Source organism: Cupriavidus sp. MP-37, from assembly GCF_020618415.1.
Taxonomy (GTDB): domain Bacteria; phylum Pseudomonadota; class Gammaproteobacteria; order Burkholderiales; family Burkholderiaceae; genus Cupriavidus.
The window spans coordinates 1,192,700-1,217,449 of sequence record NZ_CP085344.1; the positions used below are offsets into that span (position 1 = coordinate 1,192,700).

The 24,750-nt window shown below is 69.1% G+C and carries 27 protein-coding genes, 1 tRNA gene and 1 riboswitch; of the genes, 18 read left to right on the forward strand and 10 right to left on the reverse strand.

Translation table 11 applies throughout. The features are described from left to right. Positions 1 to 159: 159 nt before the first annotated feature. Complete coding sequence (locus tag LIN44_RS05600; protein ID WP_227313882.1) at positions 160 to 402, forward strand: hypothetical protein; 243 nt, start codon at positions 160 to 162, stop codon at positions 400 to 402. Positions 403 to 414: 12 nt separating this feature from the next. Here the strand turns inward: LIN44_RS05600 and LIN44_RS05605 are convergent, their stop codons facing one another. The 8 genes from LIN44_RS05605 to LIN44_RS05640 are packed head-to-tail and all read right to left on the reverse strand — an operon-like array spanning position 415 to position 6,909. After that, positions 415 to 1,047, reverse strand: a complete 633-nt coding sequence (locus LIN44_RS05605) for a riboflavin synthase (protein ID WP_227313883.1) — start codon at positions 1,045 to 1,047, stop codon at positions 415 to 417. Positions 1,048 to 1,105: 58 nt separating this feature from the next. Then, a complete protein-coding gene (ribD, locus tag LIN44_RS05610) occupies positions 1,106 to 2,221 on the reverse strand; it encodes a bifunctional diaminohydroxyphosphoribosylaminopyrimidine deaminase/5-amino-6-(5-phosphoribosylamino)uracil reductase RibD (protein WP_227313884.1) in 1,116 nt (371 codons plus the stop codon). A gap of 52 nt (positions 2,222 to 2,273) precedes the next feature. Further along, the gene (locus tag LIN44_RS05615; protein ID WP_227314341.1) at positions 2,274 to 2,849 is read right to left on the reverse strand and encodes a GspH/FimT family pseudopilin; all 576 of its coding nucleotides are present in this window, start codon (positions 2,847 to 2,849) and stop codon (positions 2,274 to 2,276) included. Positions 2,850 to 2,857: 8 nt separating this feature from the next. Beyond that, the gene (locus LIN44_RS05620) at positions 2,858 to 3,313 is read right to left on the reverse strand and encodes a prepilin-type N-terminal cleavage/methylation domain-containing protein (protein ID WP_227313885.1); all 456 of its coding nucleotides are present in this window, start codon (positions 3,311 to 3,313) and stop codon (positions 2,858 to 2,860) included. Beyond that, entirely contained in the window at positions 3,310 to 5,145 is a 1,836-nt protein-coding gene (locus LIN44_RS05625; protein ID WP_227313886.1) for a pilus assembly protein PilY, read from the reverse strand. The genes LIN44_RS05620 and LIN44_RS05625 overlap by 4 nt, the downstream gene beginning before the upstream one ends. After that, on the reverse strand, positions 5,142 to 5,747 hold the full coding sequence (locus tag LIN44_RS05630; protein WP_227313887.1) for a pilus assembly protein: 606 nt from the start codon (positions 5,745 to 5,747) through the stop codon (positions 5,142 to 5,144). The genes LIN44_RS05625 and LIN44_RS05630 overlap by 4 nt, the downstream gene beginning before the upstream one ends. After that, positions 5,741 to 6,688, reverse strand: coding sequence for a PilW family protein (locus LIN44_RS05635; protein ID WP_227313888.1), 948 nt, complete (start codon positions 6,686 to 6,688; stop codon positions 5,741 to 5,743). The genes LIN44_RS05630 and LIN44_RS05635 overlap by 7 nt, the downstream gene beginning before the upstream one ends. Next, complete coding sequence (locus LIN44_RS05640; RefSeq protein WP_227313889.1) at positions 6,685 to 6,909, reverse strand: hypothetical protein; 225 nt, start codon at positions 6,907 to 6,909, stop codon at positions 6,685 to 6,687. Before LIN44_RS05640 ends, LIN44_RS05635 begins: the two co-directional genes overlap by 4 nt. 633 nt (positions 6,910 to 7,542) lie before the next feature. Here LIN44_RS05640 and LIN44_RS05645 point away from each other — a divergent pair. From LIN44_RS05645 to LIN44_RS05670, 6 genes are read left to right on the forward strand one after another with little or no spacing between them, the layout of a single operon-like run. Next, positions 7,543 to 8,187, forward strand: coding sequence for a GspH/FimT family pseudopilin (locus LIN44_RS05645; RefSeq protein WP_227313890.1), 645 nt, complete (start codon positions 7,543 to 7,545; stop codon positions 8,185 to 8,187). Continuing rightward, positions 8,184 to 8,738 carry a type IV pilus modification protein PilV gene (pilV, locus tag LIN44_RS05650; RefSeq protein WP_227314342.1) on the forward strand — a complete coding sequence of 185 codons (555 nt, stop codon included), beginning with the start codon at positions 8,184 to 8,186 and terminating at the stop codon, positions 8,736 to 8,738. Before LIN44_RS05645 ends, pilV begins: the two co-directional genes overlap by 4 nt. Further along, positions 8,735 to 9,478, forward strand: coding sequence for a PilW family protein (locus tag LIN44_RS05655; RefSeq protein WP_227313891.1), 744 nt, complete (start codon positions 8,735 to 8,737; stop codon positions 9,476 to 9,478). The genes pilV and LIN44_RS05655 overlap by 4 nt, the downstream gene beginning before the upstream one ends. Next, a complete protein-coding gene (locus tag LIN44_RS05660) occupies positions 9,475 to 10,062 on the forward strand; it encodes a PilX N-terminal domain-containing pilus assembly protein (protein WP_227313892.1) in 588 nt (195 codons plus the stop codon). Before LIN44_RS05655 ends, LIN44_RS05660 begins: the two co-directional genes overlap by 4 nt. Continuing rightward, complete coding sequence (locus tag LIN44_RS05665) at positions 10,062 to 13,436, forward strand: pilus assembly protein (RefSeq protein WP_227313893.1); 3,375 nt, start codon at positions 10,062 to 10,064, stop codon at positions 13,434 to 13,436. The genes LIN44_RS05660 and LIN44_RS05665 overlap by 1 nt, the downstream gene beginning before the upstream one ends. A gap of 5 nt (positions 13,437 to 13,441) precedes the next feature. After that, positions 13,442 to 13,900 carry a type IV pilin protein gene (locus LIN44_RS05670; RefSeq protein WP_227313894.1) on the forward strand — a complete coding sequence of 153 codons (459 nt, stop codon included), beginning with the start codon at positions 13,442 to 13,444 and terminating at the stop codon, positions 13,898 to 13,900. A 15-nt stretch (positions 13,901 to 13,915) separates the two neighbouring features. Here LIN44_RS05670 and nrdR read toward each other — a convergent pair whose 3' ends face one another. Continuing rightward, positions 13,916 to 14,380, reverse strand: a complete 465-nt coding sequence (gene nrdR, locus LIN44_RS05675) for a transcriptional regulator NrdR (RefSeq protein ID WP_012353559.1) — start codon at positions 14,378 to 14,380, stop codon at positions 13,916 to 13,918. A 154-nt stretch (positions 14,381 to 14,534) separates the two neighbouring features. Further along, complete coding sequence (gene glyA, locus LIN44_RS05680) at positions 14,535 to 15,782, reverse strand: serine hydroxymethyltransferase (RefSeq protein ID WP_227313895.1); 1,248 nt, start codon at positions 15,780 to 15,782, stop codon at positions 14,535 to 14,537. Between the two features lie 121 nt (positions 15,783 to 15,903). Then, positions 15,904 to 16,029, reverse strand: a riboswitch (ZMP/ZTP riboswitch). Positions 16,030 to 16,194: 165 nt separating this feature from the next. On the opposite strand from glyA, the gene ybgC reads away from it, so the two are divergent. From ybgC to LIN44_RS05735, 11 genes are all read left to right on the forward strand, one after another. Continuing rightward, positions 16,195 to 16,599 carry a tol-pal system-associated acyl-CoA thioesterase gene (ybgC, locus tag LIN44_RS05685; RefSeq protein ID WP_227313896.1) on the forward strand — a complete coding sequence of 135 codons (405 nt, stop codon included), beginning with the start codon at positions 16,195 to 16,197 and terminating at the stop codon, positions 16,597 to 16,599. Beyond that, complete coding sequence (gene tolQ / locus LIN44_RS05690) at positions 16,596 to 17,279, forward strand: protein TolQ (protein ID WP_198046717.1); 684 nt, start codon at positions 16,596 to 16,598, stop codon at positions 17,277 to 17,279. Before ybgC ends, tolQ begins: the two co-directional genes overlap by 4 nt. Before the next feature lie 60 nt (positions 17,280 to 17,339). Next, entirely contained in the window at positions 17,340 to 17,783 is a 444-nt protein-coding gene (gene tolR / locus LIN44_RS05695) for a protein TolR (RefSeq protein WP_012353555.1), read from the forward strand. Between the two features lie 36 nt (positions 17,784 to 17,819). Further along, entirely contained in the window at positions 17,820 to 18,911 is a 1,092-nt protein-coding gene (gene tolA, locus LIN44_RS05700; protein ID WP_227313897.1) for a cell envelope integrity protein TolA, read from the forward strand. A gap of 212 nt (positions 18,912 to 19,123) precedes the next feature. Next, entirely contained in the window at positions 19,124 to 20,497 is a 1,374-nt protein-coding gene (gene tolB, locus LIN44_RS05705) for a Tol-Pal system beta propeller repeat protein TolB (protein ID WP_227313898.1), read from the forward strand. A 15-nt stretch (positions 20,498 to 20,512) separates the two neighbouring features. Further along, the gene (pal, locus tag LIN44_RS05710; RefSeq protein ID WP_227313899.1) at positions 20,513 to 21,025 is read left to right on the forward strand and encodes a peptidoglycan-associated lipoprotein Pal; all 513 of its coding nucleotides are present in this window, start codon (positions 20,513 to 20,515) and stop codon (positions 21,023 to 21,025) included. A gap of 15 nt (positions 21,026 to 21,040) precedes the next feature. After that, positions 21,041 to 21,799, forward strand: coding sequence for a tol-pal system protein YbgF (ybgF, locus tag LIN44_RS05715; protein ID WP_227313900.1), 759 nt, complete (start codon positions 21,041 to 21,043; stop codon positions 21,797 to 21,799). A 125-nt stretch (positions 21,800 to 21,924) separates the two neighbouring features. Next, complete coding sequence (gene queC / locus LIN44_RS05720; RefSeq protein ID WP_012353550.1) at positions 21,925 to 22,608, forward strand: 7-cyano-7-deazaguanine synthase QueC; 684 nt, start codon at positions 21,925 to 21,927, stop codon at positions 22,606 to 22,608. 25 nt (positions 22,609 to 22,633) lie between these two features. After that, positions 22,634 to 23,749, forward strand: coding sequence for a YeeE/YedE family protein (locus LIN44_RS05725; protein WP_227313901.1), 1,116 nt, complete (start codon positions 22,634 to 22,636; stop codon positions 23,747 to 23,749). 70 nt (positions 23,750 to 23,819) lie between these two features. Further along, positions 23,820 to 23,895, forward strand: a tRNA-Lys gene (locus LIN44_RS05730). Positions 23,896 to 24,036: 141 nt separating this feature from the next. Further along, entirely contained in the window at positions 24,037 to 24,573 is a 537-nt protein-coding gene (locus tag LIN44_RS05735; protein ID WP_227313902.1) for a hypothetical protein, read from the forward strand. The last annotated feature ends 177 nt before the right edge of the window (positions 24,574 to 24,750 follow it).

The following is a 24,750-nucleotide window of genomic DNA, read 5'->3' on the forward strand; positions in this document are numbered from 1 at the left end:
TCGGGCATCGCGGCAAGAAATCCGCCACGAACGCGCGACGGCGGCGTAAGCTGCACCGGTGGGCGGGACGCAAGTTCCCGCCGGACTGCGGATCCGGCCCGGTCCGATCGCGTCCGCAGGGTTTGCATACTCAGTCCGCACAAACTCAGGGAGACAGCCATGCCGAGACAGATCAAGAACAAGGCCGAACTGCGTGCGATGGTCCGGGCGGAGCAGGCGAAGGTGCCTGAGTGCGAGGGTGCCTGCTTCGGCGATATCGTCTGGCACGCGCCGGATGCCAGCGGCTGCAACTGGAGCCTGTCGACCATGGAAGGCGGCGACAGCGCCGCATGCGTGGCAGCGCTGCGCCCCTTCACCGACCGGTTGCGCCAGACCTACAACGTGCCCGACGAGGGCAAGTAGTAGCCGCGGCCTTTACGCGGGCGCCTGCGCGGTCGACAGCATCCGTTCCACGTAACGGGCGATCAGGTCGATCTCGAGATTCACGTGCGCGCCGGGCTTGAGCTCCTGCAGCGTGGTGACTTCGACGGTGTGCGGGATCAGGTTGATCGAGAACACGCAGCCGTCGGCTTCATCGCTGACGCGGTTGACGGTCAGCGACACGCCGTTGACCACCACCGAGCCCTTGTAGGCGAGGTAGCGCGCCAGTTCGCGCGGCGCACGGATGCGCAGCTCATGCGACTCGCCTACCGGGGCGAAATGCACCACTTCGCCCAGGCCGTCGACGTGCCCCGACACCAGGTGCCCGCCCAGGCGGTCGGCCAGGCGCAGCGCCTTTTCCAGGTTGACGCGGCCGGGACGGTCGAGCCCCACGGTCTTGTCGAGCGATTCGCGCGAGACTTCGACGTCGAACGTGTCGGGCGCCATGGCGATCACCGTCATGCAGGCGCCCTGGATCGCGATGCTGTCGCCGATGATGACGTCCGACAGATCCAGCCCGCCCGCGGCGATGCGCAGGCGCACGCCGGCGTCGGCGGACTCGGCGGTGGCGCCGAGCGGGGTAACGGATTCAATGCGGCCGACCGCCGCGACAATGCCAGTGAACATGGTGGAGTCTTGTGCTTGAGGTTTTGGGAATCTGGGAGACGGGCTGCCGCGTCAGGCGTTACGCGTCGTTGCGCCGGGCGATCAGCCGCAGGTCATCGCCGATCTGCCGGACTTCATGCCAGTGGAACTGCTCGGCATCCTGCAGCCGTGCCAGCGGCGGCAGGTTGAACATGCCCTGGGCATCGCCGAGCAGCTTGGGCGCGAGGTAGATCAGCAGTTCGTCGGCGCAGTGCTCGCGCACCAGCGAACCATTGAGCTTGAAGCCCGCCTCGACGTGCAATTCGTTGATGCCGCGGCGGCCGAGCTCTTCCAGCATGCGGCGCAATTCGACCTTGCCGTGCGGGTTGGGCAGCACCACGACTTCAGCGCCGCGGCCCTCCAGCGCGCGCTGGCGCTGCCGGTCTTCCACCGCGCAGAACACCAGCACGGGCCGGGCGAACTCGCCCGTGGCAGGCGTCAGGATCTGCGCGTCGAGCGGCACTTCGAGCCGGGAATCGACCAGCACCCGCTGCGGCTGGCGCGGCGTGTCAATGGCGCGCACGGTCAGCGCGGGATTGTCGTCGCGCACGGTACCGATCCCGGTCAGGATGGCGCAGGCGCGCGCACGCCAGGCGTGGCCGTCGTCGCGCGCGGCCTGGCCGGTGATCCACTGGCTGGTGCCGTCATGCAGCGCGGTGCCGCCGTCCATCGACGCCGCCACCTTGACGCGTACCCACGGCAGCCCGCGCGTCATGCGCGAGACGAAGCCGATATTCAGGTCGCGCGCCTCCTTTTCCAGCAGGCCGCAGCGCACGTCGATGCCGGCATCGCGCAGGCGCTGCAGGCCACGTCCGGAGACCGACGGATTGGGGTCTTCCATCGCCGCCACCACGCGCGCCACGCCCGCGCGCACCAGCGCATCGGCGCATGGCGGCGTGCGCCCGAAATGGCTGCACGGCTCCAGCGTGACATAGGCGGTGGCGCCGGCCGGATCGAGCCCGCGCGACAGCGCGTCTTTCATTGCCTGGATCTCGGCATGGTCCTGCCCGGCCGGCTGGGTGAAGCCCTGTCCGATGACCTGGCCAGCCTTGATCAGCACGCAGCCGACGCGAGGGTTGGGCGTGGTGTTGAACATGCCCCGCGCGGCGAGCGCGAGCGCCTGTTGCATGGCGGCGTGGTCGGTATCGGAAAACATTCGGCGATCGGGTGGGCCTTGGCGCTGCGATTGGGGTGACAGGGCAGCCGGGTCATGGCGGTTCGGAGGATTCCGCCGCCTCGCAGTCAGCGTCGCGGCCGGGTGTGCAGAGTCGGATACGTCCCTGCGCGCCCAGCCTGACTTGCCGCTGCTCGCCACGGCAGCCAAGCGTGAAGGTGGCGGCCTGGAAACCGCCCTGTTCAGATCGAGAGTATCCCACAGGCAGGAATTTCAGCACATTGGCGCCGCGCACGGTCTGCCGCAGCGTCACGGACAGGCAAGGCATGCCCGGCTCGACGACGGCAAGCACCGCCTGTCGGTCCGGGCCGGCGCCGGCCGTCACCAGTTGCCAGCCCGCACTCAGCGTGGTCTCGCCCGGCAGCGGCTGCAGCGTCACCTCGATGCGGCGTGACAGCGCGGTGGCGCGTGCCAGCGCGAGCGACATCGCCAGCCGGTCGGCCGCGAGCGTGACCTGCTGGCGCGCGAGCATGCCGCTGAAAACCGGATAGGCCGCGGCCGAGAGCACGCCAAGAACGGCCAGGCTGGCGACCAGTTCGACCAGCGTCAGGCCACCAATGGTCAGGCCATCAGTTCGGCGATGCTTGGCGGCATCCGGGCGCATGTCCATCATGGCCCTCAGCAGTCGGGCGGCAGCGGCTGCGGCACCGTGCCGTCGGGCTGCGCCAGCCACTGGCCGGTGCTGCGCAGGATCAGCGTGCCACATTCAGGATCGGCGGCTTGCGGCGCGGCGCGGAGTTCGACGCAGGTGTCCAGCGTGGCCTGCGGACACGCGCCGGCGCTGACCAGATGGCGCACGGGGCCGCTCGCTGGCACGGGCAGCGGCCATGCGCCGGCAACCAGGTCCGACCCGGGCGCGGCGGCATAGGTCATGGCCTCGAGCGCGTGCCGCTCGAGCTGCAGCATGGCGCCGGTCAGCGCGGCGCGGGCCTGCGCGCGCCAGCCTCGCGCCAGATGACGGTGCCATGTGGGCACGGCGATGGCCGCGAGGATGGCCAGCACGGCCAGCGCCGCCACCAGCTCGATCAGGCTGAAGCCGCGCCGGCGCCGGCAAGCCGATGCCAGGGTCGTCATGGTGAATCCTCTCGTGCCGGGCCGACGATCTCGCGCCAGCGCAGACGCCCGGTGCGGCGCGTGGCCACGGTTTGCGCGACGCGCGTGACGGCGTTGCCGGTGGCCGACCACACCGAGAGCGCAAACGCCTCGCGCCCGGCGCCGCCCGCTTGTGCCGGCGTGCCGGGCAATTCGGTGCGGGTCGCGAACACGCTGGCCTCCGGGGGCAGCAACTGGCCGGTGGCGACCAGCAGGCGCTCGCCGGTGCTGCGCTGGGCGACCGATTCCCCGGTTGCCGCCAGCACCAGGTAGCTGCGCTGCGCGCCATCGGGCGTGCGTGTCACGAACAACAGATAGCCGGGGAATATCGGCTGGATCTCGACCAGCTGTTCGCCGGCATGCGGCAGGGTCAGGCGCCAGCCGACATCCTCCGCGCCACCCGCGAGCGCGCGCAGGATATGGCCGTTGTCGGCGGCCTGGGTCGCGACCTGCCGCAGCGTGCGCGAGGTGGCGCTGCGGGCAGCAAGGTCGTCGGGCACCGCGGCCAGTTCGTTGCCGGCGCCGTAGATCACCACGGGCGCCGTCGCGGATCCAAGCAACACCGGGGCTTCTTCCACAGCCGGTTGCGTCGACGCCTGGACCCGATGCAGGCATGCCGCGGCAGGGCCGGCGCCTGCCTGCGGCGCGTCGGCGAGCGGGAAGCGCCAGAGCTGGCCGGCATCGTCGCTGGCATAGGCAATGAGCGCGGCGCCGGTGATATCGGACAGCACGCTGACCGCCACGAGCTGGCTGGCCGCAGGTTCGCCCCGGCAATCGCGTTCCGGCAACGGCAAGGTGCGGATGGCGTACCGGCCGGCCCATGCGGTGCCGGGCGGCTTGTCCAGGGGCAGCAAGGCAAGTCCGGCACGGGCGGCGCTTGCCGCGCCATTGGTGCCGGCACCGATGATCGCCACCGCGAACCAGCGCAACCCCTCCGGGCCACGGATGCCGGCGGCGCGTACCGGCCCGCGCGCGGCCAGCGGCAGGATGTCGCTCGTGGTGGCTTCCCATATCGGCACGAACGGCATCGGGCCGTCGGGATCGGACACGTCGAGCACAAAAGCCGCCGGGGGATTGCCAGCGCCAGCCTTGGCCGGGATGCCGCATAGCAAGACCGTGCGCCATTCGCCGCGGATGGTCACATCCTGCGCTTCTGGGCGCGGACACGGCGGCGGCAGCGTCGGTGCGCCGGCAGCCGTCATGGCCACGGCATAGGGCAGCAGCGCGCCAGGCAGGTACGCGGCCCGCTCCTCGCCAGTCGCGGCATCGAAGGCGTGCAGCAGGCCGTCGCTGGTGCCCAGCCAGGCCAAGTGCGGGCGCAGGCTGTAGCGCAGGCGAAAGGCGGCGTGGCCGGGCTTGCCGGGCGACCATGCGGGCGGTGCCACCACCCGTACCCGCGCGCCCGCCGCATGGCCCAGGCGCGTATCGCGCGGGCGCAGGCCGGCGTGGCCCTGGTCCCCGCGCAGCCAGTCCAGCGCGGCACGGTCCGCATCGGGCAAGACATCGGCCACGGCATCCCATTGCAGCGGCATGGCGCGCGCCGTCTCGCCGGCCGCTGCCGCATACGTAAATATCCGCCGCGATGCCGCCGTCCGGTGGTCGAGGCGAGCGCCGGCCTCCCACAGCGCCGGCGACGGTGCCTGGGCCAGATCCTGCCAGCCGAGCGCGAACAGGCGCCCGGTCCACGGATACGCGCCGTTGGTGGTCCGGTAGGCCAGCGGCAGCCACCCCGCTTCCGACCCGGCGGCGTGGCACGCCGGGGCAAGCACCAAGGCGAGGCAGACGAGCGCACAGCGGACGGCGAGGCTGATCATGGCTGGATCACGCTTTGCAACACGGCGCGTACCGCGCGGGTGTGGCCGAAGCCGATGGCGGTCACGCGGATCCGCGGTGCCGGGGCGAGGGCGCCAGCGGGATCCGGCGCGCTGTAGCCGGCCGGCGCTTCGTCCAGGATCTCCGCGAGATAGCGCGGCGGCGCCTGCGTTGCGGCGGCGCCAGCCGGCGGCGTCGGCAGGGCGGCGCCGGTAAAGCGCCCCAAGGGCACGCCGATGGCGTCGACGTCGGCATCGGCGCGCAGCCACGGTTGCCACACCGGCGGCCCGGACACCGGGGGCCGGCAGATGCCGGCCTGCTGGCCGCTGCCGCAGTAACCCGGCGGCGGCCACAGGCCCAGGCGATCCGGCCTGTCCGGCGCTGCCGCGGCGGCCAGCAGTTCGGCCTCGCCGTCGCGCAGGGCGGCCTCGGCGGCGCGGAAGGCGAGTTCGCGCTCGCGCTGCATCACGGCAAGCTGCCGGCCGGACAGCAGCATCTGCAGCGTGGCGGCCGTGATCAGCACCACCATCAGCAGCAGGGTGGCGCACAGCAGCAGCGTGACGGTGCCGGCCTGGCGCGGGTGTGCGGGGCGGCGCGCTAGCACAGCGTCTCCTGGCAGCGGGGCGCATTGCGCAGCCGTACCGTGGCGGCGAACACGCGCTGTGCCGTGCCTGCCTTCGCCGCCGCAGCGGGCGGCAGGTCTCCGGCTGCGGTGCCGGCCGGCCACGCCGCGCCCGAGGCGCTGCCCGGCACTGGCGTGGCCGAGCCCGGCCGGTCGCCCTGCACGGCCATGGCGATCTGGACCGCGACCACGCGTTGCCAGGCGGCTTCGCCCAGCGCAAGGACCGCCGATGCCGTCTCGAAGCGTTCGGGCCGGCCGTCCTGGTCCATATCCAGCCCATAGCGCAATTGCAGCGATGCCACGCCGCGCACCAGCGCGCCCGAGGTCCAGCCGCTGCCGTCGATCAGGCCATTGCGGCGGGCCGGGTAACGGCACAGCAATTGCGGCACGCCATCGGCGCCAGCCGCCACATAGAGCAGGTTCTCCGCGACATGGCCCGCGCTGGCTTCGACGCCTGCCGGGCGGGCCGCGACCGGATAGCCGCTGCAATCGGTCATGGTGTCGTCCGGCTGCGCCGGCGCAGCAGGCTGGCCGCTGCCGCTGAAGCGGACCAGCAGCGCGTCGCCCTGGCCGACGGCAGCCTTGGCGCAGGCAGGCACGGCCGCGATGGCAGGTTGTCCGCAATTGTCCGCACCGCTGACAACGGGCAGGGCGGGGTTGACGGGGTTGGGGCTGCCGGAGGCAGGCTCGCCCGGCCACCCGGCCTGCCGTAGCAGCGTGGTGACGATGGCCAGCGCGCGCTGGCCGCGTTCCTCGATCAGCACGCGGTCGGTGGTGGCGCGATATGCCGCATGCGCGGCCAGCAAGGCGGCGCCGGCCGCGGCAGCGGCGATCAGGCCCAACGCCAGGCCGACCATCAATTCGACCAGCGAGAAGCCGCGCGTGCGGGCGAGCCCGGTCCGCATGCGCATGGGCGCGCTCATGGACCGCCTCCTATCGCAGCGGCTGGCGCGCAGCCGCCGGCAGCCGGCATCGGCACGATGGCGGCGACCGCGGTGGCCAGGGGTGCCGCGCAGCGGCCCAGTTCGGCATCGTCGGCCGCGCTGCGCGTGGCCTGCGCCAGGTGCTCCAGCTGGCGCAGCCAGCCCAGGCCGGTGGTGCCGAGCACCGTCATCGGCAGCAGTCCGGCAAGTACGATGGACAAGGCGCCGAGCGCCTCGATCAAGGCGTAGGCGCGCTGGCGCCTGGGTTGCGGGATGGGCGGCGGCGTTCGACGCCGGGTTGCGGGTAAGGGCAAGGCACAGGACATGGCACGGGCTGTGAAGGCGACGGGCCAAGATTAGCGAGCCGTCCCGGCCGCGAACGTGCCCAAACGTAAAGCGGGGATATCTGCACCATTGTGTTAAGCGACGGCATTCGTGCCCGATCGCCACGCTTGCTTCCGGCCAGTTGCGGCGGCCCAACGCCTTGCCGCCCCGGCCGCCGGTCGCTGCGCGCTGCAATTGACAGGAATTATCAAATTCCCACTATCGCGGGTGTTGCAAAGTCGTAACGATTGCGCTATTCGATTGCGCTATCCGCGGTATCCCGTTGCCGATCCACGCAGGCGGCAGCGCGGCATAGAACAAGAATTTTCGGGTGCGGGCCGGGCCGTTCCGCCGTCAGAGCGGGGTGCCTTGCCCAGATAAAAAAAGCCATTAATCGGGGGTCAACATGCATCGGGTCATCCTGGCAGTTCCTTGTCCATCGGCGGCGGCACCTCTGCCCGCGCGCTGACATGCCGGCGACGGTTCGCCTTCGCGAGACCGCGCCCTCCCGCCTTCACCACGATGTGGCCATGCCCGGCCCGGGCATGGCTGCGCGCATGGCTGGCAGCGGCAGCGGCATTCGCAACCATCTGCATCGCTGCCGGAGCGGCGCTGGCGCCAGCCCGCCGGCATCGCGCCGGCGCTGCCGCGGGCTGACGCTGGTCGAGCTGATGGCAGTGGTGGTGATGGTGGCGATCCTCGCCGCGATCGGCACGCCTTCGTTCGTCTCGCTGCTGCGCAACAGCCGGGTGGACAGCGAAATCCAGTCGATGGTCGGCACCCTGCAGCTCGCGCGCAGCGAGGCCATCAAGCGTGGCTTGCCGGTCAGCGTGTGCCCGTCCGCCAATGGCACCGCGTGCCTCGGGGCCGGCACCTGGGCGCGCGGCTGGATCGCCTTCGTCGACCGCAATGCCTCAGGAACGGTGGACGCGGCGCCGCCGGCCGACGAGGTGCTGCACTACCGCGCCGGCTGGTCCGCCACCGACACCTTCACCACGCCCGCCAACGCGACCTTCCTGACCTACAACCGCGATGGCTTTGCCGTGCTGCCCGCCGGCGCGCTGACCATGACCCTGCACACCAGTCCGGTGGCCGCCGAAGCCACGCGCTGCATCGCCATCAACATTGCCGGCCGGCAGACCATACAGCGCGCGGGGGAGGGCGCATGCCAATGACCCGTCGCCAGGGCCTGCGCGCGCGGCGCAGGGCGCGCGCATTCTCGCTGATCGAGGTGCTGATCACGCTGGTGATCACCTCGGTGGGGTTGCTCGGCCTGGCCAAGATGCAGGCGGCGGCGCTGGCCAACACGCAGATCGCGCGCGGGCGTTCGCTGGTGGCGCTGCAGCTGGAAAGCCTGGCCGCCGCGATGCATGGCAACCGCGGCTTCTGGGCGGCGGGCACGGCGCCGGCGACGTTCACGCTGTCCGGCGCGACGGTGACGGACAGCACCGGCGCGCTCAGCGCCGAAGCGCCCGACTGCACCAGCGAGGCGTGCACGCCGATGCAGATGGCGGCCTATGACGTGCAGCACTGGGCGGCGGAGATGGCGGCGCACTTTCCCACCTACGCCGCGACGGTCAACTGCAGCAACGACATCAGCCGCCCGATCCGCTGCAGCCTGAGCGCCACCTGGAGCGAGCACTACCTGGCCTACAACCAGACCACCGCGGCGCAGACCTCGGCCATGGCCGCCACGCAAAGCCTGACGCTGCACGTCCAGCCATGAGATCCAGACCTCGAATTCCGCGCGGCTTGCCTTGCCGCACGCAGGCCGGTGTTTCGCTGGTCGAGGTGCTGGTGGCGATGGTGATCGCGCTGTTCATGCTGGCGGCGCTGATGACGGTGTTCCTCAACCTGCGCGGCACCGTGCGCGACCAGGAGCGGCTGGCCGCGCTGCAGGACAGCGAGCGCCTGGTGATGACGATGCTGGCCAACACGGTGCAGTCGGCGGGGTATTTCCCCGATCCGCTCAACCAGGTGGCGGCGGACGCCTTGCCGGCGCTGGCGGGCGGCGCCTTCGGCGATTTCGCCGCGGGGCAGGCCCTCGTCGGGCAATCCGGCGCCGACGGCGCCAGCGATACGCTGACGGCGCGCTTTGTCACCGCCAGCGGCGACGGCATCATGAACTGCCAGGGCACGGCCAATACCTCGGGCGCCAACGTCGCCTACCTCAACACCTTTGCGGTCAATGCCGCCAACGAGCTGACCTGCGCGGTCAACGGCGGCGCGCCGGTGCCGCTGGCCGGCGGCATCACGGCGCTGCGGGTGCGCTACGGCACCGACAGCGGCAACGGCGGCAACGTCGACACCTACCTGAGCGCCAGCGCCGTCACCGCGGGCGCACTGTGGGGGCAGGTGCGCAGCGCGCGCGTGACGCTGACCTTTGCCAACCCCTTCGCCGGCCAGCCCGGCCAGCCGGCCACGCTCGGCTGGACCCAGACCATCAGCCTGATGAACCGCCCATGACACGCGCCCAGTCCGCCTGTTTCCGCGCCGGCGCCGCGCCGCGCGGCTATGTCCTGATCATCGGCCTGCTGTTCCTGCTGATCCTGTCGCTGCTGTCGGTGACGATGTTCCGCGGCTTCGGCCTGCAGGAGAAGATCGCCGGCAACACCCGCGAGAAGCAGCGCGCGTTCGAGGCCGCGCAGGGCGCGCTGCAATACGGCGAATGGTGGCTGGGGCGCGGCAATGGCTCCGCCGGCGCGGCCTGCAATACCGTGATCGATGCCAACGATCCGGCCAACCTGCAGGTCTGCGCCAACGCGCTGGCGGACCCGGCCAACCTGCCGTGGACGCCGGCCCGGGCCGACTATCTGCCGCCGTCGATGAGCCTCGCGGCGGCCGGCCGCCCGGGAGGGATGACCGGCAACGACATCAACTACGCGCGCGCGCCCAGCCTCTACATCCACTATCTGGGCTTGTCGCCGGATGGCCTGTCGATGCTGTTCCGCGTGACCGGCGCCGGCTACGGCGGCAGCGACGGCACCGCCGCGGTGGTGCAGAGCACCTACCAGCTTGGCGCGGGCACCAAAGACCTCGGGAAAGAGTGATGAGCCAACCTCCACGCCTTGCCTGCCTTGCCGCCGCCGCAAGCGCCGTCGTCAACGCGCTGCTGGCGGGCCAGGCGCATGCCCTGGTGATCCAGGACAACCTGAACGGGGCCTCGTCCTCTTACGACTGGGTGGCGCTGAATGGCGCGTGCCTGACCGCAGGCAACGGCACCGGCTCGATTCCGGGCTGCGCCACGTCGAGCTTCACCTATTACCGGGACCGCAACTCGAAGCTGGTCGGGGGCGCCAGCGGCAGCGTGCCGGACGCACCAGGCTACGGCGCGCTGCGGCTGACCAATGGCGACACGGCCGAGGGCGCGAACGGCGACAACCAGACCGGCGCGGTGGTGTCCAGGTTCACCTTCGGCATGCAGGAGGGTTTGCAGGTCACGTTCTCCACCGTCACCTACGGCGGCGACAACCTGCGCGGCACCGGCGCCGACGGCATCAGCTTCTACCTGGCCGACGGCAGCAAGAGCCCGACCGTGGGCGGGCTGGGCGGCAGCCTGGGCTACAGCTGCTCGAACGTCAATGCCGCGTACGACGGCGTGGCCGGGGGCTATCTCGGCATCGGCATCGACGAGTTCGGCAACTTCTCGAACAAGGCCGACAACACCGACTCGGGCCCCGCCTTCCAGGCCAACCGCATCAGCGTGCGCGGCTCGGGCGATACCAACTGGGCCAGCCTGCGCGCGGCCTATCCGGCCTACTACCCCGACAGCCTGAGCGCCAGCAAGCGCGCGCAGGCGGTGCAGAACACCTGTGCGCGCGGCTATGTGCAGGACTGGAGCAGCGGCAGGGACGGTGGCGATGTCCGCGGGCGGCGGCTGGCCTACAACTACCGCATCCTCGGCATCAGCGACCTGCCCGACAAGATCGCCAACCAGCAGGCCGTGTCGAGGCCGACGCGCGCCAGGGGCATCCCCATCGTCTATTCGCTCAGGCTGACGCAGAACGGGCTGCTGAGCATGTCTTACAGCTACAACGGCGGCGCGGCCACGCCGGTGATCACCGACCAGGACATCACGCAGGCCAACGGACCGGTGCCGGCGTCGCTGCGCTTCGGCTTCGCGGCCGGCACCGGCGGCGGCAGCAACGTGCACGAGATCACCTGCTTCAAGGCCGAGCCGGTGGGCCAGTCCAGCAGTTCGGCCGGTACCAACGTGCAGCAGTCGGCGCGGGTCGAGGCGGGCTCGCAGGTGTACCTGGCCTACTACCATCCGACCAACTGGTGGGGCGAGCTGAGCGCGCAGAACCTGCTCTACGATCCCGCCACCGATTCGGTGTCGATCGCCACTGTCGCCAACTGGAACGCCCATTGCACGCTGACCGGCGGCCACTGCGCGGCGACCGGCACCTCGGTGGTGGCGCAGGCGCCGGACAGCCGCAAGATCCTGACCTGGAGCGGCAGCACCGGCATTCCGCTGCGCTGGGATGCCAACCTGCCCGCCGCGCAGAAGGCCAAACTGACCGCGGGCGATGCCACGCCGAGCGGCGACCGCCTCGACTACCTGCGCGGCGACCGCAGCAAGGAACTGACCGCGGCCGGCGCCGGGCAGTTCCGCAAGCGCACCGGCGTGCTGGGCGACATCATCGATTCCAGCCCGGCCTGGGTCGGCGCGCCGTCATCGCCTTACAGCGGGCCCTGGACCGATGCGCTGTACAAGCGCGCCAGCCCGCCCGAGCCCGCCGGCAGCTATGACGCCTTCCGGCAGGCCCGGGCGCAGCGGCTGAACGTGGTCTATGTCGGCGCCAACGACGGGCTGCTGCACGGTTTCCGCTCCGGCTACTACAACGCGGCCGGCGCCTTCGTCGGCAACGACGCCAGCAAGCCCAACGACGGCCGCGAGGTGCTGGCCTACATGCCCGGCGCGGTGCTCGATACCATCCATTCGACCAATCCGGCGCTCGCCTTCGGTTCGCCGCAATACGTGCACAACCTGTTTGTCGATGCCACGCCCGGCAGCGGCGACCTGTACTACGCCGGTGCCTGGCATACCTGGCTCGTGGGCGGCCTGGGGCCTGGTGCGAACCGCGGCGGCCCGCTCGCCAGCAAGACCGCGACGGCGACCGGCGGCGCGCTCTACGCGCTCGACGTGACCGATCCGGAGCGCTTCAGCGACACCCCGGCGGCGGCCAGTGCCACCGTGATCGGCGAGTGGAACAACACGCTGCAGTGCACCGGCGATAGCGCGTGCGGCGACAACCTCGGCAACACCTATGGCACGCCCGTGATCCGCCGCCTGCACAACGGCCAGTGGGCGGTGCTGTTCGGCAACGGCCTGGGCAGCAAGAGCGGTTCGGCCGGCCTGTTCATCATGCTGGTCGACCCGGCCGACGGCTCGCGCAGCTTCCGCTATCTCGGCACCGGCTACGGGCCGCAGCAGGATCCGGCCGGCGCCAACAGCAGGAACGGCATTGCCTATGTCACGCCGGCCGACCTCGACGGCGACCACATCACCGACTATGTCTACGCCGGCGACGTGTTCGGCAACCTGTGGCGCTTCGACCTGACCTCGGACAATCCGGACCTCTGGCGCGCCGGCAGCCGCCCGCTGATGCAGACCGGCGGCAAGCCGATCTCCACCAGGGTGGCGGTGGGCTCGGTGCCGGGCACCGGAACCGGCGCGTCGGCGATGCCGCGCGTGGTGGTGGCGTTCGGCACGGGGCGCCGGCTGGAGCAGACGCAGGGCAGCGAAGCGGTGTTCGAGCCGGGCGGGCAGGGGCTGTATGGCGTGTGGGACTGGGACATGGCGGGCTGGAATGCGATGGCCGGCGCGCAGGCGCGCTATGCATCGCTGGCCAGCGCCACGCGGCCGCTGGCCAGCGCCAACCTGACGCAGCAGTCGATTACCGCCGAAGGGCGCGCGGCCGGCGGCACGGTGACGGTGCGCACGGTCAGCGCGAACAAGGTGTGCTGGCAGGGCTCGAACGCCTGCGCGAGCGGCAACAACAAGTACGGCTGGCAGTTGCCGCTGCCGTCGGCCACGCGCGAGCAGGTGATCTACAACCCGGTGATCGCCTACGGCATGGTGATCGTGAACACGACCATCCCGCCCGGTTCGGCGCTGTCGCAGGCCCTGTCGTGCAACGCCGAGGTGCCGTCGGGCTTCACCATGGGCGTGTCGATGGGCTCGGGCGGCGCGGCCGCGCAGTCGTTCTTCAGCAGCACCAACAGCAGCACCTTCCCGCTGCTGAACAACGGCATTGTCAGCGGCATCGGCCTGAGCGGCACCGGCACGCCGTCGGTGGTGACCGCAAAGAAGCGGCCCTACCTGGTGCAGCAGACCGTGGGCGGCAGCGGCGCCATCACGCAGATCAACCCCGGCGCCAATGGCGCCGGCGCCCGCCTCAACTGGATACGCCTGCGCTGACGACCATGAACCTGCCTGCCTTCCCATCGCCGCGGCGCGCTGCCACCGGCTTCACACTGATCGAGATGATGATCACGGTGGCGATCGCCGCGATCCTGGCCGCGATCGCCTATCCGTCCTACAACGAGCACGTGCGCAAGTCGCGCCGCACCGACGCCAAGACCGCCTTGCTCGATCTCGCCGCACGCCAGGAGCGGTTGTTCAGCACGCAGAACGTGTATGGCGGCACGCCGGCGGCGCTTGGCTACGCTGGCGCGGCCTTTCCCGTGGCGATCCGGTCGGGCGGCCAGGCCTATTACCAGCTGACGGTGGCAGCGGGCAATCCGGCGACCAGCTATACCGCGACGGCGACGCCGATTGGCGCGCAGCAAGGGGACGACTGCGGCAGCTACACCATCAACCAACTGGGATTGCAGGGCAACACCGGGATGCGCGCCGGCGTGGCGTCGGCGCAGTGCTGGTAGCAGAAAACGCCGGCGTCAGCGCTTGCCGCTGCCGGCGGTGACTTCCGCCAGCACGTCCGAGAATTCGGACACGTCTTCAAAGCTGCGGTAGACCGAGGCAAAGCGGATATAGGCGATCTTGTCGAGCTTGCGCAGCTCGCGCATCACCAGTTCGCCGACCTGGCTGCTGGGGATTTCCTTTTCACCCAGGGCCAGCAGCTTTTCTTCGATGCGGGTGATGGCTTCGTCGATGGCTTCGGCCGAGACCGGGCGCTTGCGCAACGCCAGGCGCATCGAATCCTTCAGCTTGGCGCGGGCGTAGTCCACGCGCGAGCCGTTTTTCTTGACGATGGCGGGGAAGAACAGCTCGATCCGCTCATAGGTGGTGAAGCGGCGGTCGCAGGCTTCGCAGCGGCGGCGCCGGCGCACGGCATCGCCGTCTTCCGACATGCGGGTGTCGAGAACCTGGGTATTGGAATGACCGCAAAAGGGGCATTTCATGCCGGACCACCTTCAGTTGAACCCCATCGCCTTGTCCGTGTTGTCGTTCTGCGGCGGCGGGGCGGGTTGGCGAGACCCGCGGCCCACGCCCGGGAGGCACGGACCGCGGAGCTGCCGGCCGCCCATGCGCGTGCGCGCGGGCGGCCCGTCAGCGTCAGCCGTAGACCGGGAAACGCTTGGTCAGGGCCGATACCTGCTCGCGCACCGCGGCGATGTTGGCGGCGTCGTGCGGGTTGTCCAGCACGTCGGCGATCAGGTTGCCGACGACGCGGGCTTCTTCTTCCTTGAAGCCGCGCGTGGTCATGGCCGGCGAGCCGACGCGGATGCCCGAGGTGACGAACGGCTTTTCCGGGTCGTTCGGAATCGCGTTCTTGTTCACGGTCAGGTGTGCCTCGCCCAGGATGCGCTCGGCTTCCTTGCCGGTGATGTTCTTGGCGCGCAGGTCGACCAGCATCACGTGGCTCTCGGTGCGGCCGGAGACGATGCGCAGGCCGCGCGCGATCAGGGTCTCGGCCAGCACCGCGGCGTTCTTCACCACCTGCTGCTGGTAGGCCTTGAACTCGGGCGTCAGCGCTTCCTTGAAGGCCACCGCCTTGCCGGCGATCACGTGCATCAGCGGGCCGCCCTGGATGCCGGGGAAGATCGACGAGTTGATCGCCTTCTCGTGCTCGGCCTTCATCAGGATCACGCCGCCGCGCGGGCCGCGCAGGCTCTTGTGGGTGGTGGTGGTGACGAAGTCGGCGTGCGGCACCGGGTTCGGGTAGACGCCCGCGGCGATCAGGCCGGCGTAGTGGGCCATGTCGACCATGAAGTAGGCGCCGATCGACTTGGCCACCTTGCCGATGCGCTCGAAGTCGATGCGCAGCGCGAACGCCGAGGCGCCGGCGATGATCAGCTTGGGCTTCTTCTCTTGCGCCAGCTTTTCCAGCGCGTCGTAGTCGATGTCTTCCTGGGCGTTGAGGCCGTAGCTGACCACGTTGAACCACTTGCCGCTCATGTTCAGCGCCATGCCGTGGGTCAGGTGGCCGCCTTCGGCCAGGCTCATGCCCATGATGGTGTCGCCCGGCTTGAGCACGGCGAAGTACACGCCCTGGTTGGCCTGCGAGCCCGAGTTGGGCTGCACGTTGGCGGCTTCGGCGCCGAACAGCTGCTTGACGCGGTCAATCGCCAGCTGCTCGACGATGTCGACGTACTCGCAACCGCCGTAGTAGCGCTTGCCGGGATAGCCCTCGGCATACTTGTTGGTCAGCTGCGAACCCTGCGCGGCCATCACCGCGGGCGAGGTGTAGTTCTCGGAGGCGATCAGCTCGATGTGGTCTTCCTGGCGCTGGTTTTCCTGCTGGATGGCGGCAAAGACCTCGGGGTCGATCTGGTCGATCGTGAAACGGCTGCGTTCGAACATGGCGAAACTCGTCTGAAAAAAGGGAATCCGATGCGGGCATCGGGGGTAGGGCGCGCGGGGAAGGCTAGCGGCGACCGGCACCGGCGGCTTGGCCGTCGGCGCAGGGCGCACCCTGCTTCCCATTCGCTGCCCAGGCGAGCGGCAGGCATGACTCGCGTCAACGCCATGGCGTTTGGAAACTTCACGCCAGAGAACTTGCGCTTCCTCGTGGTAGTGCCCACTGACTTCGCCAGTCGCGCAAGATGGAATGGTTGCGCGCAGTGTAGCGCGAGGCGGCCGCCCGCCGCAAGCCGTGCACCCGCCAGCCAAGCGCTGGCAAGGGCTGGCGCGGCCCTGGCCAGCAACTTGCTGTTGCAAAGTCGTCCTGCGGGTTTACACGAAACGGGGTTCGCTCTCCGTTACAATCGCGGCCATGACAAACTTTGTCTGGACCCTGCGGGTGTACTGGGAAGACACCGATGCAGGCGGCGTAGTGTTCTACGCCAACTACCTCAAGTTCTTCGAGCGCGCCCGCACCGAGTGGCTGCGCTCGCTCGGCATCGAACAGCAGGCGCTCGCCGACCAGGCGGGCGTGGTCTTCATCGTCCGCAGCACGGCGGTGGACTACAATGCGCCCGCCCGGCTGGACGACCAGCTCGAGATCCGCACGCGCATCGACCGGGTCGGCCCGGCCTCGGTGCAGTTCACCCAGGAAGCCTGGCGTGGCGAGCAGATGCTGGCGACCGGCGCGATCCGCGTTGGCTGCGTCGATAAAAGCACTTTCCGTCCCGCCCCGATCCCCGACCCCGTTCTAGCCACCATCAAGTCAGCACGATGAATCCCGTGACCGTCACGCAAGACATGTCGATCGTAACGCTGGTGCTCCACGCCAGCGTGCTGGCACAGGCCGTCATGGCGCTGTTGCTCGCCATGTCGCTGTTTTCGTGGACCTATATCTTCCGCAAGCACCTGGCGGTGCGGTCCGCGCGCACCCAGACCGAAGGCTTCGAGCGCGACTTCTGGGCCGGCGGCGACCTGCAGGCGCTCTATAACAGCGCCGTCAACAACCGCCACAACACCGGCGCGCTGGAACGGATCTTCGAATCCGGCATGGGCGAGTTCCTGAAGGCGCGCGAACGCGGCAACGAGGCCGGCGCGCTGCTCGACGCCGCCCGCCGCGCCATGCGCGCGGCCTACCAGCGCGAGATGGACGTGCTCGAATCGCACTTGCCGTTCCTGGCGTCGGTCGGTTCGGTGAGCCCGTATATCGGTTTGTTCGGCACGGTGTGGGGGATCATGAACGCGTTCCGCGGGCTGTCGAACGTGCAGCAGGCGACGCTCGCGTCGGTGGCGCCCGGCATCGCCGAAGCGCTGGTGGCCACCGCGATCGGCCTGTTCGCGGCGATCCCGGCGGTGATCGCCTACAACCGCTATGCCACCGAAATCGATCGCCTGGCGATCCGCTTCGAGAGCTTCATGGAAGAGTTCCTGAACATCCTGCAGCGGCAGACCCGCTAACCGTATTCCCTATCAACGGTCCGGGCGCGAGCCCGGGCCGGCGTCTCCAGGAGTCCTGCAATGGCAGCCATTCAGCGCCGCGGCGGCTCGCGCCGCCGGGCCAGTGCCGAGATCAACGTCGTGCCGTATATCGACGTCATGCTCGTGCTGCTGGTCATCTTCATGGTGGCCGCGCCGATCGTCAGCCCCGCCACCGTCGACCTGCCCACCGTGGCCAACGCCACGCCGCAGCAGAAGGCGCCGCCGATCGTCGTCACCGTGCATGAAGACGGCCAGCTCACCGCGCGCGGCAAGGACAACGCCGGCAACGCCTTCGAGCGCAAGCTCGACAAGCAGGGTCTGCTCGACTTCGTCCACCAGCGCCAGAACGAGAACCCGGACCAGCCGGTGGTGATCGCCGCCGACCGCGCGGTCAAATACGAGGCGGTGCTGGACGTGATGTCGATCCTGAAAGCCGACGGCGTCAAGCGCGTGGGCCTGATGGTCAAGTCCAAGACCTCCTGACGGTTTGAAGCACCTATCTGATTGCCGTTGCGCTTGATGACGACCGCCGCCGCCTATCCCTACCAGCCGGTCAAGGAGCGGGGAACCCTGCGTTCCTTCCTGCTCGCGCTGCTCATGCACCTGCTGCTGGCCGTGGTGCTGTACTACGGCGTGAGCTGGCAGAGCAGCACCCCGGTCGGCGCCGAGGCCGAACTGTGGGAGGAAATCCCCGCCGCCACCGCATCTCCGCCGCCACCGCGGCCGCAGCCGGAGCCCGAGCCGGTGGTGCAGCCGCGTCCCGCCCCCCCGCCGCCCCAGGTAAAGAGCAAGGTCGAGGACGACGCCGATATCGCGCTGGAGCAGAAGAAGCGCCGGGCCGAGGCCGCCGCGCGCGAAGAAGCCGAGCGCAAGGAAGCGGCACGCAAGGAGGCCGAGCGCAAGGAAGAAGCTCGCAAGGAAGAGGCGCGCAAGGAGGAGGCGCGCAAGGAGGCCCTGCGCAAGGAGGCCGACCGCAAGGAAGCCGAGCGGCGCGAAGCCGAGCGCAAGGAAGCGCAGCGCAAGGACGACGCAAAGAAGAAGGCCGCGCAGCAGGAGCAGGAGCGCAAGGAGCAGGCCGAGCGCGAGCGCAAGGAAGCCGCCGAGGCCAAGGCCAAGGCCCAGGCGGAGGCCAAGGCGAAGGCCCAGGCAGACGCGAAGGCCAAGGCTCAGGCAGACGCCAAGGCCAAGGCGGATGCCGAGGCCAAGGCCAAGCGCGAGGCCGCCGCCAATGCCCAGCGCAAGAGCGAGCTGGCGCGGCTGCAGGCGCTGGCCGGCGGCTCGGGCGCCGGCGGTGGCGGGGTCGGCAATGCGGCCGGCGCCGGTGCCGGCGGTGGCGGCAAGGCATCGCCCGGCTATGCCGACCGCGTGCGGCGCCGCGTCAAGCCGAACATCGTCTTTACCGAGGACGTGCCGGGCAACCCGACCGCGGTGGTCTCGGTGCAGCTGGCGCCGGACGGCTCGCTGCTGTCGGCGCGGCTGTCCAAGTCCAGCGGCAATTCCGGCTGGGACAACGCCGTGCTGCGCGCGGTCGAGCGTTCCGATCCGCTGCCGCGCGATGAGAACGGCAAGGCGCCGGCCAGCTTCACCATTACCTTCCGGCCGAAGGACTGAGTGAGGCTGAGTAAACGGCACAGCATGATTTGCAACATAATGCAACCTTCATCGCCGGGTTCCGGTCCCAGCGCTAGCATGACAGGTTGCCTGACGCAGCCGACGGTGCGTACGCACGCGGACGGGGCATGCGCCATGTGCAATGTCGCATTTGCCCGTGTTGCCGATTGCCTGTCGTGCCCGACGAAACTTGAAATCGACTGAGGAGCAGCATGCGAAAGCTTTGGGCCCCCAACTGGCTGTCCGCGAGGCGGCACAACGCAAATCCCCCCGCATCCCCCCGCGCCAGCCGGCCGGTCCCGCTGGCGGGCCGGCGCGCGCTGATGGCGTGGCTGGCCGCCGCCATGACCATGGCCGCGGGCGCCGCGCACGCGCAGCTCAACGTTGAGATTTCGGGGGTGGGCGCGAGCCAGTTCCCGGTGGCGACCGCCAACTTCCAGGGCGAGGCGCAGGCCCCGCAGAACCTGACCGCGATCATCCGTTCGGACCTGGCGCGCAGCGGCCGTTTCCGCAACGTCGACCCGGGCGGCGCGACCGTGGCCGAGTCCGCCAATGTCGACCTGGGCAGCTGGAAGGCGCGCGGCGCCGATGCCTTCGTCGCCGGCAGCGTGACCCCGGCCGCGGGCGGCAAGTACGAAGTGCGCTTCCGCCTGTACGACACCGTCAAGGGCCAGAGCCTGGGCGGGCTGGCCTTCACCGTCAACCAGTCGCAGCTGCGCGTGACCGCGCACAAGATCGCCGACTACATCTATGAAAAGCTGCTGGGCGAGCGCGGCGTGTTTGCCACGCGCCTGTCCTACGTGTCGAAGGTGGGCGGCCGCTACCAGCTGCTGATCTCGGATTCGGACGGGCAGAACGCCCAGGTGGCGCTGACCAGCAACGAGCCCATCATCTCGCCGTCGTGGTCGCCGGACGGCGCGCGCGTGGCCTACGTCTCGTTCGAGGCCAAGAAGCCGGTGGTGTACGTGCACGACCTGGCCAGCGGCAAGCGCACGCTGGTGTCGAACCAGAAGGGCAACAACAGCGCGCCGTCGTGGTCGCCGGACGGCCGCCACCTGGCGCTGGCGCTGTCGCGCGACGGCAATACCCAGATCTACCAGGTCAACGCCGACGGCTCGGGCATCCGCCGCCTGTCGCGCAGCAGCGCCATCGACACCGAGCCGCAGTACTCGCCCGACGGCAAGAGCATCTATTTCACCAGCGACCGCGGCGGTGCGCCGCAGGTCTACCGCATGCCCGCCTCCGGCGAGGAGGGCGGCGGGGCGCAACGCGTCACCTTCAAGGGCAGCTACAACGTGAGCCCGCGGATTTCGCCGGATGGCAAGTACCTGGCGTACATCTCGCGCGGGGGCGGCTTCAAGCTGCAGCTGCAGGACCTGACCAACGGCGACGTGACGTCGCTGACCGATACGGCCAACGACGAAGCGCCGAGCTTCGCCGCCAACGGCAAGTACATCCTTTATGCCACCCGCGTGGGCGGTCGCGCGGTGCTGGCGGCGGTGTCCACTGACGGGCGTACCCGGCAGGTTCTGTCCCTCCAGTCCGGCGATGTTCGCGAGCCGTCCTGGGGTCCTTTCATGCAATAACAGGAGTCATTCACCATGCCTCAACTGATGACCAAAACCCTTGCCGTTGCCGCACTGCTTGCCTTGGGCGCCTGCAGCTCCGGCGTCAAGCTCGACGATACCGCCAACGCCGGCGCCGGCGCCGCTGGCGGTACCGGTGCCGATCCGCGCGCCGTCACCCCGGTGACCGCCGCCGATCCGCTGAACGACCCGAACAGCCCGCTGGCCAAGCGCAGCGTCTACTTCGACTTCGACAGCTACACCGTCAAGGCCGACTACCAGGGCATGCTGGGCGCGCACGCCAAGTACCTGGGCGCCAACAAGGGCCGCAAGATCCTGATCCAGGGCAACACCGACGAACGCGGCACCAGCGAGTACAACCTCGCGCTGGGGCAGAAGCGCGCCGAAGCCGTGCGCCGCTCGCTGGCCTCGATGGGCGTACCCGACGCCCAGATGGAAGCCGTGAGCCTGGGCAAGGAAAAGCCCAAGGCCACCGGCCACGATGAAGCCTCGTGGGCCGAGAACCGCCGCGCGGACATCAACTACTGATCTGGACCGCCTTCCATGAAAGCACGCGTTTCCACCCTGTTGTGGCTCGCCGCCGTGGCCGGCGGCGGCATGCTGCCGCTGTCGCAGGCGCATGCCGGAGTGTTCGACGATGACGAGGCCCGCAAGGCCGTCATCAGCCTGCGCGACCAGTTCAACGGTTTCCAGGCGACCGCGACCCAGCGCATCGAGCAGAACAGCCGCAACCTGCTCGAGATGCAGAACCAGCTCGAAGGCCTGCGCCAGGAAGTGGCGCGGCTGCGCGGCCAGAACGAAGTGCTGCAAAACACGGTGGAAACGCTGCAGAAGCAGCAGAAGGACTACTACGCCGACCTGGATGCGCGCCTGAAGAAATTCGAGCCGCAGCAGGTCACGGTCGAAGGCCGCGAAGGCATCGCGCAGCCGGGCGAGAAGCCCGAGTACGATGCCGCGCTCAAGCAGTTCCAGGCGGGCGATTTCAAGAGCGCGGGGAATTCTTTCTCGGCCTTCGTGAAGAAGTACCCGCAGAGCCCGTACCTGCCGCTGGCACAGTACTGGCTCGGCAACTCGCTGTACGCGCAGCGCGACTACAAGGGCTCGACCTTCGTGCTGCAGAACATGGTCAACGCCAACCCGACGCACCCCAAGGTGCCGGACGCGATGATCGCCATCGCCAACAACCAGCTCGAGTCGGGTCAGAAGGCGGCCGCGCGCAAGACGCTGGAGCAGGTGGTGGCGAAGTATCCCGGCACCGAAGGCGCGCAGGCGGCGAGCAACCGGCTCAAGACGCTGAAGTAAGCGTCGGCGGCGGCACCGCCCGCCATCTCAAAGGCTCGCTTCGGCGGGCCTTTTTCGTTTGTCGCGCTAGAATATGCGATTCGCCTGAATGTTCTTGCGCGCCGCTCCCCGGCGCGACCCGCACCATGACCCAACGCGCCATCGTCCTGCTGTCCGGCGGACTCGACTCCGCCACCGTCCTTGCCATGGCCCGCGCCCAGGGCTTCGAGACCTATGCGCTGTCGATGCGCTACGGCCAGCGCCATTCCTCGGAACTGGAAGCCGCCAAGCGCGTGGCCGCGGCCCTGGGCGCGGTGCGCCACGAGATCGTCGACCTCGACCTGCGCCGCTTCGGCGGCTCGGCGCTGACCGACGACGCGCTGGAGGTCCCCACCGACGGCGCCAGCGGCGGCATCCCCGTCACCTACGTGCCGGCGCGCAACACCATCATGCTGTCGCTGGCGCTCGGCTGGGCCGAGGCGGTAGGCGGGCGCGACCTCTTCTTCGGCGCCAACGCGGTCGACTATTCCGGCTACCCGGACTGTCGCCCGGAATACGTCGCGGCCTACGAGACCCTGGCCAACCTGGCGACCAAGGCCGGCGTCGAGGGCGACCGCTTCCGCGTGCATGCACCCATCATCGACATGACCAAGGGCGAGATCATCCGCGCCGGCATCGCCCTCGGCGTCGACTACAGCCTGACGGTATCGTGCTACCAGGCCGACGACGACGGCCGTGCCTGCGGCGTGTGCGATTCCTGCCGCATCCGCCGCGCCGGCTTCGAGGCCGCCGGCGTGCCCGACCCGACCCGCTACCAGGCCGCCGCCTGAACCTGAGCCAGCCGTTCCCGCCCCCATGCCTGAAATCGATCTTGCCGCGCTGTCGCGTTCGGTGCTGCTGAGCACCTTTGTCCTGACCTTCCTGTTCGGCGCGGTGCTGCAGCGCACGCACTTCTGCACCATGGGCGCGGTCTCGGACATCGTCAACATGGGCGACTGGAGCCGCATGCGCATGTGGGCGCTGGCGATCGGCGTGGCCATGATCGGCACCGGGGTGCTGGCCTGGAGCGGCGCGATCGACCCGACCAAGACCATCTATGCCGCCAGCAAGCTGGCCTGGCTGTCGGCGCTGGCCGGCGGGCTGATGTTCGGCTTCGGCATGGTGCTGGCCTCGGGCTGCGGCAGCAAGACGCTGGTGCGGATCGGCGCGGGCAACCTGAAGTCGCTGGTGGTGTTCGTGTTCCTGGGGTTGTCGGCCTACATGACGCTGCGCGGCGTGTTCGGCGTGGTGCGCGTCAATACCGTCGATGCGGTGGCGCTGGCGCTGCCGACCACGCAGGACCTGCCGTCGGTGCTGGCGCAGGGCACCGGTGCGGCGCGCGGCGTGCTGCAGCTGGCGCTGGGCCTGGCGCTCGGCGGCGTGCTGGCGGCGTGGGCGCTGGCGGGGCGCGGCTTCCGTACCTTCGACAACCTGCTGGGCGGCATCGGCGTGGGCCTGATCATCGTGGCGATGTGGTACGTGTCCGGCCATCTCGGCTACGTCGCCGAAGACCCCAATACGCTGGAGGAGCTGTTCGTCTCGACCAACAGCGGCCGCATGGAAAGCCTGAGCTTCGTCGCGCCGTATGCCTACACGCTGGACTGGCTGATGCTGTTCAGCGACAAGAGCAAGGTGCTGACCATCGGCATCGTCAGCGTGTTCGGCGTGATCGCCGGAGCGGCCGCCTATGCGCTGGCCACGCGCACCTTCCGCTGGGAAGGCTTCGGCAATGCCGAGGACGTCGCCAACCACATGGTCGGCGGCATCCTGATGGGCGCGGGCGGCGTCACCGCGCTGGGCTGCACGGTCGGGCAGGGGCTGTCGGGCGTGTCGACGCTGGCGCTGGGCTCGTTCATTGCGCTGGCCGGGATCCTGGCCGGGGCCGTGCTGGCGTTCCGCTACCAGATGTGGCGGCTGGAACGCATGGTGTGAGCGCGTTGGCGCGCGCCGCGTGCTTGACACATCGAGAATCGCATTACTATAATCGCGGTTCTGTTTTTTCGGGTCGTTAGCTCAGTCGGTAGAGCAGCGGACTTTTAATCCGTTGGTCGCGTGTTCGAGTCACGCACGACCCACCAGCATTCACAAGGGCTTGCGGGCAGTTCGCCGCGGGCCCTTTATCTATTTGGGCTCGCCGTGACACTCTTGGGGCACTCGCCCCCTACAGAGGACTTCTGGTCGTAACGGAGCGGTCAGCCGCAGGCTTTGTGAGGGCGGGGATGACACACGTCGCACTTGATTGGCACCGTATCGAATGGATGCCGGACGAGACTTGGAAGAGAGTCACATTGCCAAAGCTAGAGGCGCTGGGCATCCGTGCCAGTGATATCGAACGATCAGTCTATGTGATCCGGCTTAATGGAGACTTCTGCATCCAGTACCCGAAGGGCAGTTCCCCGGCCGTGTATGTCGGGGAGGGAAATTTCCGTAGTCGTATCACGAGCCATCGAAAGTGGGTGCACGAACTGAAAGACTTGGTCGGCAACTACGGCTTTGAAGTTTGCTTGGCGATTCCCCGGGTTCGAAACAATGGTTTTGCCTACCAAGACGCAGAGGCAGCCATCTTGGCACGATTTGTGGAGAAGTACGGATCCACGCCCCTGTGGAACAAGCAGCGCGAACGGCTGCGCAGGGACTATTCCTATAGCCGGAGCCAAATAGACAGAGCCGTCGGTAAGAGGAGTGGCGCCAAATACAAATGGGCGCTGGCACCCCTACGCTCATCTCCCTTCTTTCGAAGTTACGGCAAGGTATGAAGCCGGCAGCTTGTGGGCGCGCCCCTTAGTGTTCCGCCAACACATGGATGCAGTGGAAATCCCTTTGGTGGTAGGGACTTAGAACTTCCGGCAAACCGATTGTTGGTCCCTTGTTGTAGATTCATGCCCGTTGTTCTGCGCTTTTCCGTCTTAGGATAGAGAAGCAAATGCGAAGGG